Source organism: Mesorhizobium sp. RIZ17 (assembly GCF_051127865.1).
GTDB classification, from domain to species: domain Bacteria; phylum Pseudomonadota; class Alphaproteobacteria; order Rhizobiales; family Rhizobiaceae; genus Mesorhizobium; species Mesorhizobium humile.
This window is the reverse complement of the sequence record NZ_CP147861.1, coordinates 4,380,189-4,393,669: the sequence shown is the minus strand read 5'-3', so window position 1 is coordinate 4,393,669 and position 13,481 is coordinate 4,380,189. Positions and strand designations below refer to the sequence as shown.

10 protein-coding genes, 1 tRNA gene and 1 pseudogene are annotated in these 13,481 nt (G+C 60.8%); 4 read left to right on the top strand and 8 right to left on the bottom strand.

The features are described from left to right. Nucleotides 1–21: 21 nt before the first annotated feature. Complete coding sequence (dapA, locus tag WDX12_RS20890) at nt 22–903, bottom strand: 4-hydroxy-tetrahydrodipicolinate synthase (protein WP_434721845.1); 882 nt, start codon at nt 901–903, stop codon at nt 22–24. 253 nt (nt 904–1,156) lie between these two features. On the opposite strand from dapA, the gene WDX12_RS20885 reads away from it, so the two are divergent. Both WDX12_RS20885 and WDX12_RS20880 read left to right on the top strand, forming a co-directional pair. Next, nucleotides 1,157–3,196: a lytic transglycosylase domain-containing protein gene (locus tag WDX12_RS20885; RefSeq protein WP_434721844.1), complete on the top strand. Its 2,040-nt coding sequence runs from the start codon at nt 1,157–1,159 to the stop codon at nt 3,194–3,196. A gap of 229 nt (nt 3,197–3,425) precedes the next feature. Continuing rightward, nucleotides 3,426–4,310 carry an alpha/beta fold hydrolase gene (locus WDX12_RS20880; RefSeq protein WP_434721843.1) on the top strand — a complete coding sequence of 295 codons (885 nt, stop codon included), beginning with the start codon at nt 3,426–3,428 and terminating at the stop codon, nt 4,308–4,310. A 21-nt stretch (nt 4,311–4,331) separates the two neighbouring features. Here the strand turns inward: WDX12_RS20880 and WDX12_RS20875 are convergent, their stop codons facing one another. From WDX12_RS20875 to WDX12_RS20855, 5 genes and pseudogenes are all read right to left on the bottom strand, one after another. Beyond that, on the bottom strand, nt 4,332–4,577 hold the full coding sequence (locus tag WDX12_RS20875) for a hypothetical protein (protein ID WP_434725685.1): 246 nt from the start codon (nt 4,575–4,577) through the stop codon (nt 4,332–4,334). A 229-nt stretch (nt 4,578–4,806) separates the two neighbouring features. Beyond that, nucleotides 4,807–5,882: pseudogene (locus WDX12_RS20870) on the bottom strand (tyrosine-type recombinase/integrase). A gap of 240 nt (nt 5,883–6,122) precedes the next feature. Next, entirely contained in the window at nt 6,123–7,322 is a 1,200-nt protein-coding gene (locus WDX12_RS20865) for a porin (protein ID WP_434721842.1), read from the bottom strand. A gap of 98 nt (nt 7,323–7,420) precedes the next feature. Further along, nucleotides 7,421–7,672, bottom strand: coding sequence for a GIY-YIG nuclease family protein (locus tag WDX12_RS20860; RefSeq protein ID WP_320294952.1), 252 nt, complete (start codon nt 7,670–7,672; stop codon nt 7,421–7,423). Nucleotides 7,673–7,766: 94 nt separating this feature from the next. Beyond that, a tRNA-Ser gene (locus WDX12_RS20855) sits at nt 7,767–7,857 on the bottom strand. A 449-nt stretch (nt 7,858–8,306) separates the two neighbouring features. On the opposite strand from WDX12_RS20855, the gene WDX12_RS20850 reads away from it, so the two are divergent. Next, on the top strand, nt 8,307–9,467 hold the full coding sequence (locus WDX12_RS20850; protein WP_434721841.1) for a porin: 1,161 nt from the start codon (nt 8,307–8,309) through the stop codon (nt 9,465–9,467). 295 nt (nt 9,468–9,762) lie between these two features. Here WDX12_RS20850 and WDX12_RS20845 read toward each other — a convergent pair whose 3' ends face one another. Next, nucleotides 9,763–11,439, bottom strand: coding sequence for a tetratricopeptide repeat-containing sulfotransferase family protein (locus WDX12_RS20845; protein WP_434721840.1), 1,677 nt, complete (start codon nt 11,437–11,439; stop codon nt 9,763–9,765). A 249-nt stretch (nt 11,440–11,688) separates the two neighbouring features. Between WDX12_RS20845 and WDX12_RS20840 the strand changes: the two genes are divergently transcribed. After that, entirely contained in the window at nt 11,689–12,801 is a 1,113-nt protein-coding gene (locus tag WDX12_RS20840) for a pyridoxal phosphate-dependent aminotransferase (RefSeq protein ID WP_434721839.1), read from the top strand. Nucleotides 12,802–12,867: 66 nt separating this feature from the next. Here the strand turns inward: WDX12_RS20840 and WDX12_RS20835 are convergent, their stop codons facing one another. After that, nucleotides 12,868–13,356, bottom strand: coding sequence for a MarR family winged helix-turn-helix transcriptional regulator (locus WDX12_RS20835; protein WP_434721838.1), 489 nt, complete (start codon nt 13,354–13,356; stop codon nt 12,868–12,870). Nucleotides 13,357–13,481 lie beyond the last annotated feature (125 nt).

Genomic DNA, 13,481 nt, shown 5'->3' with positions numbered 1-13,481 from the left:
CGGAGAGGTGGCGCCTCATCCCTAATTAATCAAGCCGGCGTGCTTGAGCGCCGCGTCGATCTTTTCCGCGGTCGAAGCCTCGACCGTCACAAGCGGCGAACGCACCACGTTCTCGACCTTGCCCAGCTTCGACAACGCGTATTTCGACCCGGAAACGCCGGGCTCCATGAAGATCGCCTTGTGCAACGGCAGCAGCCGGTCCTGCAGTTCGAGCGCCTTGGCGCTGTCGCCGGAAAGCGTGGCTTCCTGGAATTCGGAACAGAGGCGCGGCGCGACATTCGAGGTGACCGAAATACAGCCGACACCGCCATGAGCGTTGAAGCCGAGCGCGGAAGCATCCTCGCCGGAAAGCTGGATGAAATCCTTGCCGCAGGTCATGCGCTGCTCGGAGACGCGCTCGACCTTGCCGGTCGCGTCCTTGACGCCGGCAATGTTCTTGAAGTCGTGGCGCAGCCTGCCCATCGTCTCCGGCGTCATGTCGATGACCGAACGCGGCGGGATGTTGTAGATGATGATCGGCAGCCTGGTCGCCCTGGCGACGGCGGCAAAATGCTCGTAGAGGCCGCGCTGGGTGGGCTTGTTGTAGTAAGGCGTGACGACGAGGGCGGCATCGGCGCCGGCCTTTTCGGCGTATTGCACCAGCCCGACGGCTTCCTCGGTGTTGTTGGAGCCCGCGCCGGCCACGACCGGCACCCTGCCCTTGGCCACCTCGATGCAGACCTTGACGACCTGACGGTGCTCGTCATGCGACAGCGTCGGCGACTCGCCGGTGGTGCCGACGGGAACCAGACCCTTGGTGCCCTCGGCGATCTGCCATTCGACGAATGCGCGAAAGGCTTTCTCGTCGAAGCGCCCGCTCTTCTCGAACGGTGTCACGAGCGCGGTGAGCGAGCCTCTCAGCATGTCGTCCAAACTCCTTGGAACTATCGGGAACGTATCAGGTTTTAGCGTTCGGTTTATTTGCGCGCCTTCTAGCGGAAAGCGAAGCCGCGCACCATAGTCTCGACATGGTTCGGCGGCAAGCATGGCAATAGTGCCAGCGGGGGCAATTCGAACGGCCTCGATAACCTTTTGTTTACGAGCCCTTCACCACCTAAGTTTAGAGTCTGTTCAGGCTTTCAAGGCCGTACCCGCTGACGATGTGCCAGGATTGAACATGCCGACGAGGCGGCCTCATTTCTTCGCGCTCTTGGGAGCGATCGTCGCGCTGACGCCCACTGTGGCGATCGGCGGAAGCGTCGGCGTGCGCGCGACGGCTGCCATCCCGGCGACCGACACACCGCAGGCGCCCGGGCAGACGTCGACTGCGCTGTCCCCCGACATAGCGCAACTGAAGAGCGGGCTCGATGCGCTCGCCGCCAACAACATCGCCGGCGCGCGCAATGCGCGCGACACGCTGCCCGCCACCTCGCTCGACCGGCACATCCTCGCCTGGGCGATCGCGCTTTACGGTGGCGACCAGGTGCCGAGCGGCGAGATTGCCGACGCGGCCAAGATGCTGCCCGGATGGCCGGGCACGATCGCGCTGCGCAAGAACAGCGAGCGCGCGCTCTATCGCGAGGCCCCGCCACCGCAAATGGTGGTGCAGGCCTTCGGCCGCAGCCAGCCGCTGACGCCCGAGGGTGTGATTATCCTTGCCCGCTCGCAGATGGCGCTGGGCAACCAGGCCGCGGCGCGCGCGGTGCTGGTGCCGTTCTGGCGCACCGAGAAGCTGGAAGCAAAGGACGAGGCGACCGTCATCAAGGAGTTTGGCACGCTGATCCCGGCGGCCGACCATCGCTACCGCATGGAGCGCATGTTCTACGCCGACCGGCCGTCCTCGGCGCTGAGGGTCGCCGGCCTCGCCGGCGCACAGCCCCTGGCGGATGCCTGGGCGGCGGCCGACAAAGGCGACAAGAACGCCGCCAAGCTCTTAAAGGCGGTGCCCGCGGCGCAGCGCTCCGCCGGCTATTTCTTCGCCGAGGCGGAATATCTGCGCAAGCAGCAGAAATTCTCCGATGCCGCCGCTGTCGTGATGAAGGCACCGGCCGATCGCGATTCGCTGGTCGATCCCGATGCCTGGTGGGTTGAGCGCCGCGTGCTCTCGCGCGAGCTGGTCGACCAGGGCGACATGAAGACCGCCTATAAAATCGTCTCCATGCACGCCGCCGAGAGCCCGCTGAATGCCGCCGAAGCCGAATTCCACGCCGGCTGGTATGCATTGCGCGGCCTCAACGACCCGGCGACCGCCGCAGGGCATTTCACGCGCATCACCGAATTCGCCCAGGGACCGGTGTCGCTGTCGCGCGCTTATTACTGGCTCGGCCGCGCGGCGGAAGTCGGCGGCCCAGGCAACGCCAAGGATTATTTCACGCGCGCGGCCGGCTACGGCACGACCTTCTACGGCCAGCTCGCCGGCGAACGCGTGGGTTTGAGAACGCTCAACATCGCCTACCCGAAACCGAGTGCCGCCGACCGACTGAGCTTTGACAACCGAGAGGCGGTCGGCGCGATCAAGCGGCTGCAGGAAGCAGGCTACGACCGCTATGCCGAGACGCTCTACCGCGACCTTGCCGGACAGCTGACCAGTCCGGGCGAGTTGGCACTGCTTGCGGTGCTTGCCGAAAAGCAAGGCAACCATTTCATGGCGCTGAAGGTCGGCAAGATTGCCGCCCAGCGCGGCATCGATGTCGGCGCGCTGTCTCATCCGCTGGGCGTCATTCCCGATTCGGCCAATATTTCGGGATCCGGCAAGGCGCTCGCCTATGCCATCGCCCGCCAGGAAAGCGAGTTCAACGTCGGCGCCGTTTCCAGCGCCGGCGCGCGCGGCCTGCTGCAGTTGATGCCGGGCACGGCCAGGCAGTTGGCGAAGAAGGCGGGCATGACCTTCTCGCAGGCGCGGCTGACGACAGATGCCGGCTACAATGCGGCGCTCGGCTCAGCCTTTCTCGGCGAGCAGCTCGACCGTTTCAGCGGCTCTTATGTGCTGACTTTCGCCGGCTACAATGCCGGCCCGAACCGCGCCGCCCAGTGGGTGGCGAAATACGGCGACCCACGCGGCAAGGACGTGGACGCCGTCGTCGACTGGATCGAGCGGATTCCCTACACGGAAACGAGAAGTTACGTTCAGCGCGTGATGGAGAATTACGAGGTCTACAAGATGCGTATTTCGGGCAAATACGACATCGTGGGCGACCTCGTGAACGGACGGGGCTGAAGTTCTTCCTTCTCCCCTTGTGGGAGAAGGTGGATCGGCGCGCCAGCGCCGAGACGGATGAGGGGTGTTCCAGCGAAGTGAGACGCTGGCTTTCCCTGGAGCACCCCTCATCCGACCTCGCTTCGCGAGGCCACCTTCTCCCGCAAGGGGAGAAGGAAAGAACTCCGCATTTGACGATCCCTGCCCTCGCCTGTAGCTGTCGGTCACCTCAACGAGGAGCGGGATTGCGATGGCCAGCGACGGTTTCTCTGACTTCTTCTATGCCGCACCCGACGGGCTGAAGCTCCATGCCCGTATCTATGGTGAAGCGAATGCCGGTGGCTTGCCGGTCGTCTGCCTGCCCGGCCTCACCCGCAATGCCCGCGACTTCCACGAACTGGCGCTCCACCTCTCAAGCAAAGTGGAGAGGCCACGAAAAGTCATCGCCTGCGACTACCGCGGTCGCGGGCAATCCGACCACGATCCCGATATCGGCCACTATAATGTCGGCGTCGAGGCCGGTGACGTGCTTGCCGGACTGTCGACACTCGGCATCGAAGAAGCGGCCTTCATCGGCACCTCGCGCGGCGGGCTGATCATCCATGTGCTCGGCGCGCTGAAGCCGGCCATGCTGAAAGCCATCGTGCTGAACGACATCGGCCCGGTGATCGAGGCGGAGGGCCTTGCCCATATCCGCTCCTATCTCGACCGTGCGCCGAAACCGAAGACATTCGCCGAGGCGGTGGACGCCCAGCGGCGCGTGCATGGCGCCGATTTCCCGGCGCTCACCGACGCCGACTGGGCGCGCATGGTCCGGGCAATCTGCCGCGAGACGGAGGCCGGCTGGGTGCCGGATTTCGATCCGGCCCTGGTCGACACGCTGGCCGGCATCGATCTCAGCAAGCCGCTGCCGGACCTGTGGCCGCAGTTCGACGCGCTCGCCGCCATTCCATTGCTCGCCATTCGCGGCGCTAACTCGAAACTGCTTTCCACGGCAACACTTCAAGAGATGCAGGAGCGGCATCCCGGCATGGATCAGATCACCGCCGAAGGCCAGGGCCATGCGCCCTTCCTGGAAACCGGCGACTTGCCTGGGAAGATTGCCGCGTTCCTCGATCGGGTAAGGGCCCTTTAAACTAAACCCAGCCTGAAACACTCACGGAAATCGCTTTCTTATCTTCGCCGTGCCTATAGTTTTGCCGTTGGTGTCAAGTGCCTTGACGGTGAATTGGTAGGTATGTGGCGACGGAGGGCATGGCCCTCGGTAAGAAAACGCGCCGTAAGGCAGAGAACTTCCAGAATATGGCACTCTGCCGCCACCATGAGTAAAGTCCGGCGCGTCTAGGTCGGACATGCGAATGTCGAATTTTGCCGTCCCAGCTGGAACTCCAGAAAACTTCATAGGCGGTGACTTGCTATCGAAGCATTTCTTGGTTGGGCCCCAATCCACTGAAACCGACATCCCAGCATGGGCCGTTACAACAGAGCAGCAGAACAACAAAGCTGTGGAAATCAATAACTTCATAGAATCCCTCCCAGTTCCAAGGGTCAAATTCCCAACATCAGTTGATCAAAGGCGTTGTCACGGGGCCATATAGATTGGCACTTTTCGAGTGCAAGCTGGCTACACCTTATTCGCCTTTCGAGCGCTTGCGGGACGCTTTGACCGGTTTCGGCCCTCTCGCTTTCCGAGACGATGTGGCGGGGGTCGGCGCGGTGAGGGGCGACGCGAACACGGAGTTCCCGGCCGACCGCGGCGAGGCTTCATCGCCGCGCGGCTTTTCCAGAACGACGACACAGCCATCGAGATCGTTGGTGGCCAGATGCGCGTAACGCATGGTCATCGACAATGTCTGGTGGCCCAGCCACATCTGGACGCGCCTTATGTCGATACCGCCCTGGACGAGACGTGAAGCGCAAGTGTGACGCAGAATGTGCGGCACCACCTGTTCATCGGCGCCGAGACCGACTTCCGTCTTCGCTTCGTTCCAGATCGCGCGATACTGCGCCTGTGTCAGCTTGGTGAACGGGCCTTTCGGCCGTCGTCCTTCCGTGCTTGGCGGCAGCTTGATGACTTCCTTGACGCGCTCGGTCATCGGAATGGTGCGGCTGCGCCCGGATTTGGTGATCCAGAAGGAGACCCGGTGTTCCTGGATGTCGTTCCAGATCAGGCCGAGCGCCTCGCCGAGGCGGCAGCCAGTATCGACCAGGAAGACGGAAAGCCTGTAGGCATCCTCGCTGCGGTTCCTGATCGCCGCGAACAGCCTTGCCTCTTCGTCCCTTTCGAGGAAACGAATCCGTCCCGCCCGCTCCTTCTGGCGGCGGAACTCGGGCAGGCTGTGGATATCTCCCATCTTATGCGCCTTACGCAGCAATTTGCTGAGGGCAGCCATCTTGCGATTGATGGTTGCATTGCTGTTGCCGCGCTGGCGCAATGTACCGATAAGATTATCCAGGGCGTTCTGGTCAAAGGCGCTGAAACGCTCTCCTAAAAGGATCTCGTCTATTTCACCGATGAAAGAGCTGACATTGTATTTATGTCGCCCGTCATCCCAGAGTATATCTCGATAAGCTGCGAACAGCTCCCCGATCCTATACGATTTTACTTCTCTGATCTTGTTATAGGTGTATCGAAAATTCGAATTCTGAGAAGAAAAAAACGTGAAATGATCAGAGGAGCCCCCCCTTGAATCGCTTCGTTCGACATTTCTGCACCACACCCCCGAGTGGTTAGAGCCAGCTCTACCCGCTTGAAGGCGTCCTTTCAAGAGTTCTTGGAGTCTTATGCCGATCCATCCATCGATGGGATCCCACGAAATCATGCATAAGATCTCGCTCTGCTTATCGTTTACCCCCATCCTTTCGTTTGGCACCAATCGCGAAAACAAAAAACGGCCCAGGCGTGAAAGCGCCCGGGCCGGATTTTCACCTTGTAGGATTCCAGCCCTTAGAAATCGCGCTGGAAGCGGAGGACGGCACCGATACCGTCGCTCTTGGTCTGGTAGAAGTTGGTCTTGGTGTGATTGATGTAGTCAACTTCGCCCGTGACCGTGAAGCCAGGAACCACCATGTAGGCAACGTTCGCGGCGATACCGATCGTCTTGCCTTCGTCATAGGACGCCTGCAGGTTAAACGAGGTCTTCTCGTTGAACTTGTAGGTGCCGCCACCCCAGACCGCCCAATTACCGTCCCAAGGCTTGTAGAAGGAGTGACCCGTCGGGTTCGTCGGTCCGTCGAAGTTTTCCTGGCCATAGCCGCCCATGACGAACAGCGAGAGCGCCTCGTTGACGTTCACGTCCAACCGAACCTTGCCGGCCCAGGTCTCGTAGTTGCTGTCATAGGCGACCACGCCATTGATGCCGCCCCAGCCCTGGGTGTACTTCGCACCGATGACGACGTGCGGTACATAGCTGTCGATCGTACCGATATAGTCGACATACTTGTCGCTATAGACACCATCGCCATCGAAGTCGGCGGCAAACTTGCTGTCGCTTCCTTCTTCGAGAGAGACCACAGCCGAGAAGCCGTTGCCGGCATCGAAGTAGTACTGGATGACGTTGGTATCGAAGCCACCGTAGGGTACCAGTGTGTCATTGATGACATTGCCGGCATAGCCACTGAAGGTGTCGAACGCCGATTCGTCCTTACCGACACGGAGCCCACCGAGCTGAATCCAGGCAAAATTCAGCGAGACGCTTGTGCCCGCGCCACCACCACTGATCACGTTGCCATCTGTGTCAAGCGCCCAGCGACCATTATGAAGACCATTGCCGTAGTTAAAGCGCGTTTCGGTATAGGTCTTCAACGTGCCGAGTTCAGTCTCCTGACCCGTCCAAGTCCTCAAGGTGAAGCGAGCGTTCTTGCCCCAGGTGTCCTGGACTTTACCGCTCCTCACGTCGTTCGCGTCGGCACCAGCGAAGCCCAGGATAGCATCACTGCCAGCCGAAGCGTCATAGCGGACATAGCCGCCGATGCGCAGGCAGGTTTCGGTGCCCGGGATGTAGAAGTAGCCGGCGCCGTAGACGTCGCAGATCTTGACGTATTCGGCCGGTTCCGGTTCGGCGACGGTCACCGCGTCGGCGGCGCGAGCACCGGAAACTGCGATCAGGGCCGCAGCTGAGCCAAGAAGAAGGCTCTTGATGTTCATTTTCTGACCTCCAGTCAGAATCGAACGGAGGAGGTCGGCGAAAGCAGTTCGTTCCGCTAATTTTCACTTTCACTTCAATAGGATAACTTCAATTGCCATCAATCGCGCACCAGGCGCCAAAATCGTTTGCTGGCGAAGGCCTTTCCGGATCCGGTCTTGAAATATTGCTCGAGCTGCCGGGCGTTGGCCTCGGTTTCAACCGCGATATAGGCCTTCAAGGCGACAGGCAAATAAGCCTTGGTAGAAGTCACCTGGCCTGACTGGTGCGATTCGAAACGACGTCGAAGATCGTTTGTCGATCCGACATAGACATCGCCGTTATGGAGCTGCAGGAAATAGACGTACCACATGGTCCCCCTACGCTACTTCGTAGCTTCGGGCGACACTCCTACGCCCAAATGCGGCTCCGGGTGGCCTGCCACCCGAAGCCCGCAGGGCGTAGGATGGCGGAGAGGATGGGATTCGAACCCACGAGAAGCTTTTGACCTCTACTCCCTTAGCAGGGGAGCGCCTTCGACCACTCGGCCACCTCTCCGTCGCGCCGCTGGATAAAGAAAAGCGCCGGCACAATCAACAAGCCCGCGCCATAATCAGCGAAAAATCAGCTGGCCCGCGCGTTCCCGCCGCTTCAGGTGGCGATTCTGCGGCAATCGCCTGGCGGTCGACTCAGCCGCCTGCCGCATTTCAGTCCGTCCTCTGCCGGATTCGGGCGGATTCAACCGGCACGCGGACCTCAATGGTTAACGAGAGCTTTCTGAGTGAGGCCAAATCGTGTCATTTGTGCAACAACCCCCGGGGATAGCGCCCGGACAGCGCTCGCGCCGACACGATCGTGGTTGAACGGCGCGGGCTCATGGGTAATGTCAGCTTCGAAGGAGCGGCGCGGTGCGCATCTTTTTCGGTAGTGGGGATGGGGCAGGGAACGCTGTCCTTCAGCAAAAAATACCCAGACCCGTTTTTTAACTTTTGACTGGAGGTCAGAAAATGAACATCAAGAGCCTTCTTCTCGGCTCAGCTGCGGCCCTGATCGCAGTTTCCGGTGCTCGCGCCGCGGACGCGGTGACCGTCGCCGAGCCGGAACCGGCCGAATACGTCAAGATCTGCGACGTCTACGGCGCCGGCTACTTCTACATCCCGGGCACCGAGACCTGCCTGCGCATCGGCGGCTACGTCCGCTACGACATCGGCCTCGGCGACGTCGGCTCGTTCGACGGTGCTCGCAGCGTCGACGTGCTGAACGGCAAGGACCAGGGCACCTGGAAGAAGAATGCCCGCTTCACCCTGAAGACCTGGACCGGCCAGGAAACCGAGCTCGGCACGTTGAAGACCTACACCGAGACCCGCTTCAACTTCGGCAACGGCAGAGGCCGGAGCGACGGAGTAACTACCCAAAATCCAGCTCACAACTCCGGCGTTTCGCTGAACTTTGCTTGGATCCAGCTTGGCGGCCTGCGCGTCGGTAAGGACGAATCGGCCTTCGATACGTTCATCGGCTACGCCGGCAACGTCATCCAGGACACGCTCGTTCCTTACGGCGATTTCGACACCAACGTCGTGCAGTACTACTTCGATGCTGGCAACGGCTTCTCGGCCGTGGTCTCGCTCGAAGAAGGTTCTGGCGATCTCGCAAGCAATGGCTTTTATACCGGCACAATCGACAGCTACGTCCCGCACGTCGTCGGCGGCGTGAAGTATACGCAGGGCTGGGGCGATATCATCGGCGTCGTTGCTTATGACAGCAACTACGAAGAATGGGCCGGCAAGGTTCGTGCGGACTTCAACGTCACCAGCGAACTGTCGCTGTTCGGCATGTTTGGCTACGGCACCGACAATCATTCGCTCGATGTCGACTTCGGTCGCAACTTCTACAAGCAGTGGGCTGGCCATTGGGCATTCTGGGCCGGCGGCACCTACAAGTTCAACGAGAAGACCGCGTTCAACCTCCAGGTGTCGGGTGATCAGGACAAGAACTACGGCGTGGCGGCGAACGTTGCCTACACCGCTGTTCCGGGCTTCACGGTCACCGCTGAAGTTGATTACGATCACTTTGGTCACTTCGACGACGGCACTGCCTTCGGCAACTGGACCGGTGCTAACAAGAAGAACAGCGTCGGCGGTATCCTCCGCTTCCAGCGCGACTTCTAAGGCATAAGATACTTTTGAAAGAGAAACCCGGCGGGCGACCGCCGGGTTTTTCGTTGCCACGGCCTAAGGCATGGCCAGCCTTGAATCCGCGGGTTCGTGCCCCTCTCCACGTTCGGCCGAACAAATGATGGGATGCTGGGGCGGCTGTTTAGCCGGGCACGGTTCATGTATGGACGGCCTTTGGAAGCCATCACATCGGGAATGCCCGCATAGAAGCTTAATCAATCTGCTCGACGAACCGGTAGTTCGGCGAGATTGGCTGCTGGCGCCAGCCCTTGCGAATCGATTTGTTCGATCAAATCTCGGCCAGATCCCCTAACGCATCGATCAGTGGCTGAATCTCGCTTTCATAATTCTTCCACCGCTTGACGGACGATTTGTAGATCGGCTGGCGAACCTGCCAGCGGCTGTAGGTATTTACCGATCTATCCTTGTCGAAAAAACGCAGGCATGCATCATCCCAGGACAACCCGAGATAGTCTATTAGCCGACGCGACTGCTCCTCCTGATTTTCGATCAAGGTCTCGTAGCGATTTTCAAAGATACGTCCGGGGAAAATCCTGTCCCAATGGCGCATCAAGCGATCATATTCCCGATAGTAAAGTCCTAATGTTTGGAGATCGGCGCTGTAGTTGTGCCCATCACTGAATTGCAGGACGAAACAGGAGATGCAATTGTCGATGGCGTCGCGACGGCAGTGAATGATGCGCGCGTTGGGAAAGAGAAGGCAGATCAGGCCGATCAGCTCGAAATTGTGAGGCATCTTGTCGACGATTCGAAGCGAATCGGCAGCCCGCTCTCGGAGATAGGCAAGGTGCTCCTCGGCCAACATCCTGGTCAGGTCGGGCGTCATCCCCGCGATCGATTCGCCAAGATTGATGTTGGAGCAGTTAGTCAGGCCGATCCCATTGGCGACCCGTCTGAGCTTGCTGAGCTCACCAGCCCCGTGAACATTGGGATGGCTGGCGCATATCTGCTCCGTCAGTGTCGTGCCCGAGCGAGGCATGCCGACAATGAATACAGGTACTTCCGAGGGATTGCCACAGGCGGCCCTTGAAGCCACCAGTTCCGGCGTAAAGGTCTCGACCACGGCGTCGATCCACCGGCGGTAGGATTCCAGATCGAATGTATGGCCTCCGGCTTGATTTCCTTTCTTGAAGTGATCCATCGCCTCCTTGTAGCGACCGAGGTCGTTGAGCACCTTTCCGGCGGCGTGATGAAGCGCCGGCGCTCCGTCCGATCCGTGGTCCAGGTTTCGAAGCTCTGTCAGGATTGCCGCGAGTTCTGGCGGCTCTCCCGTGAATTTGCGCGTGTGCACAAGTGCATTGTAGGCGTTCGGTACAGCGATGCGCTGTTCTATCGCCTCTTTCAGATGCGCTGCAGCTTCGTCCATACGACCGAGGCTTGCGAGTGCGTGGGGAAGCCCTGTCCGGGCCAGAGGATGATCTCGGTCGATCTTGAGCGCCTTCTCGAATAGCGGCAGCGCCATTTCTCCCCTGTCAGACTCATTGTAAGCCTTGCCTAAGGTACAAAGCGCTTCCACAAGATCCGGCTTCAGATCGAGGGCAATCTGAATGTGCTTGATTGCCGGCGTAAATTCGCTGAGCTTCAGATAGGCTGCGCCGAGGCTAAGGTGATAGTAGGGATTTTGCGGCTCCTCCCCAAGAGCCCTGGCAAAGTACCGCAGAGCCTTCTCATCGTCGTGTCCGAGCCCCAGCGTTCCCAAGATGTAAAACGCCAGCGGATGGTTTGGCGCCCTCTCCAGGACGCGAAGGCAGAGTTCCTCGGCCTCCGGCAGCCGCTCGGCTTTCTGAAAGTCGAGCGCCTGCCTCAACAGCATGTCGTCGGCCTGGCTGCGAGGCAGACCGACCTTCGGCTGGGCTTTCGTCGGTACAGCGTTCGGCGGCGCAGCCTCTCCCGAGGGTCGAGTTTTAAGGTGCTTCGCCCAGGTGGGCGGCAATCGATTGCTCATCCCATCTCGCTATCAAAACCGGCGGGGAGAATCCAGTAGGAGCACGTGCTTCCGCCTCGGACGCCGCTGCGGCGAGGACGACACCCAATCGACTGACCGTGTGCCTTCGCCAGCGATGCAAACAGAGTTGATCGGAAGGCGGGGGATTGAAGTGTCGACCACTGCCGTGGTCAATGGCGTGTCTCGTTCAGCTTGCGCCGGCTCAGCCACCACGCTAGCAAGAACGCTCCCTCCACGCGAGCTTTTGCCATGCGCCAGCGCCCTTCCCTCACGCCGATCATCGGTGCGCTTCCCACCACGGTGCCGTTCGTAGGCCCTGAGGCGCAGGAGCGTGAGCGCGGGCGGCCGTTCCGCGCCCGCATCGGCGCCAATGAAAGCAGTTTCGGGCCCTCGCCGCGCGTCATCGCCCGGATGGAGAGCGTCGCCCGCGACCAGTGGATGTATTGCGACCCCGACAATTACGAGCTGAAGGTGGCGGCCGCCGCGCATCACGGCGTGGCCGTCGAAAACGTGGTCGTCGGCGAAGGCATCGACGGCCTGCTCGGCCTGGTGGCGCGCATGTATGTCGGCCCAGGCGACGCCGTGGTGACCTCGCTCGGCGCCTATCCCACCTTCAATTTCCATATCGCCGGCGTCGGCGGCCGCCTGGTGACGGTCCCCTATGCCGACGACAAGGAAGACCTGGACGGGCTTCTCGCCAAGGTCGCGAGCGAAAGGGCGCCGCTGGTCTATCTCTCCAACCCCGACAACCCGATGGGAAGCTGGTGGGAAGCGCCGGATGTCGTCCGCTTCATCGAAGCGCTTCCGGAAACCACCATGCTGGTGCTCGACGAGGCCTATGGCGAGCTGGGACCGGCCTCGGCGCTACCGGCGATCGATGTCTCGCGGCCGAACGTTATCCGCATGCGCACCTTCTCCAAGGCTTACGGCCTTGCCGGCATACGCTGCGGCTACGCCGTGGCGGAGGCGGAGGTGATCCGCGACTTCGAGAAGATCCGCAACCATTACGGCGTCAGCCGCATGGCGCAGATCGCCGGCCTCGAGGCGCTTGCCGACCAGGACTATCTGCACTCGGTGGTGGCGCGCGTGGCGGCAGGCCGCGAGCGCATTTCAGCCATCGCCAGGCAGAACGATCTCAAGCCACTGCCGTCGGCAACCAATTTCGTCACCATCGACTGCGGCCGCGACGGCGTCTTCGCACTCAAGGTGATGCAGAACCTTTTGTCGCGCGACGTGTTCATCCGCAAGCCGATGGTGCCGGTGCTCGACCGCTGCATAAGGGTGAGCGTCGGCCTCGACCATGAGCTCGACATCTTCGCCGAGGAACTGCCGGGCGCGCTCGCGGCGGCGCGAGGGAACTGACCGAACCCTGGCCCATATGCCTGCTTCCCAGGGAGCAGAATGTGCTTCCCGGAGCAGATCGGCAATTCACATTCCGGCGGCTGCCAGCAGGCGCGTCACGCGGTTCAGCGCATCGGAAAGCTCCGCGGCTTGCTTGTCCTCGAGCTTGACGATCAGGCGGGCAAGATCGCGGTTCGTCGCCGCTTCGAGATCGACCAGCGCGGCTTTGCCCCGCTCGGTCAGGATGAGAACGGGCTGGCCGTTCTCCGGGCCATCGCGCATTTCAGCCAGTCCCATGGCGGTGAACTTTCGAAGGACCCTCATGAGATAGGCAGGGGCGAGGCTGAGTTCGCCGGCCAGTTCGGACGCCGCGGGCGCCAGATCAAGATGAAACATGCGCGCCAGCAAACCAGCCCTTCGGCCGCCCGGTCTGGCCTTGCGCCCGAGCTCGAACAGCACGCGGGCTTCGGCCAGCGTGTAAGGGCTGTGCATCAAGGTCTCATCGAGCAGCCCGACCAGCCCGGTATAGAACCGGTTGAAGCGACGAATCTCTTGGACCAGGGCTTCGTGCGGCATACCGACCTCCTTGGAGACGCTGCATCCTATAATTTCTTCATTGATTGACTGAGTCAATTAATTAATCCACCGGGCACCTATCCCTCAAACCGGTTGCATTTGACCTTTCGTGCTCCAGATTGATG

Bases quoted from the DNA above. Each gene is read 5' to 3' on its own strand.
- WDX12_RS20860 (WP_320294952.1), bottom strand. From the start codon at position 7,672: ATGTGGTACGTCTATTTCCTGCAGCTCCATAACGGCGATGTCTATGTC.
- WDX12_RS20845 (WP_434721840.1), bottom strand. From the start codon at position 11,439: ATGAGCAATCGATTGCCGCCCACCTGGGCGAAGCACCTTAAAACTCGA.
- dapA (WP_434721845.1), bottom strand. From the start codon at position 903: ATGCTGAGAGGCTCGCTCACCGCGCTCGTGACACCGTTCGAGAAGAGC.
- WDX12_RS20885 (WP_434721844.1), top strand. From the start codon at position 1,157: ATGCCGACGAGGCGGCCTCATTTCTTCGCGCTCTTGGGAGCGATCGTC.
- WDX12_RS20850 (WP_434721841.1), top strand. From the start codon at position 8,307: ATGAACATCAAGAGCCTTCTTCTCGGCTCAGCTGCGGCCCTGATCGCA.
- WDX12_RS20880 (WP_434721843.1), top strand. From the start codon at position 3,426: ATGGCCAGCGACGGTTTCTCTGACTTCTTCTATGCCGCACCCGACGGG.
- WDX12_RS20875 (WP_434725685.1), bottom strand. From the start codon at position 4,577: ATGAAGTTTTCTGGAGTTCCAGCTGGGACGGCAAAATTCGACATTCGC.
- WDX12_RS20840 (WP_434721839.1), top strand. From the start codon at position 11,689: ATGCGCCAGCGCCCTTCCCTCACGCCGATCATCGGTGCGCTTCCCACC.
- WDX12_RS20835 (WP_434721838.1), bottom strand. From the start codon at position 13,356: ATGCCGCACGAAGCCCTGGTCCAAGAGATTCGTCGCTTCAACCGGTTC.
- WDX12_RS20865 (WP_434721842.1), bottom strand. From the start codon at position 7,322: ATGAACATCAAGAGCCTTCTTCTTGGCTCAGCTGCGGCCCTGATCGCA.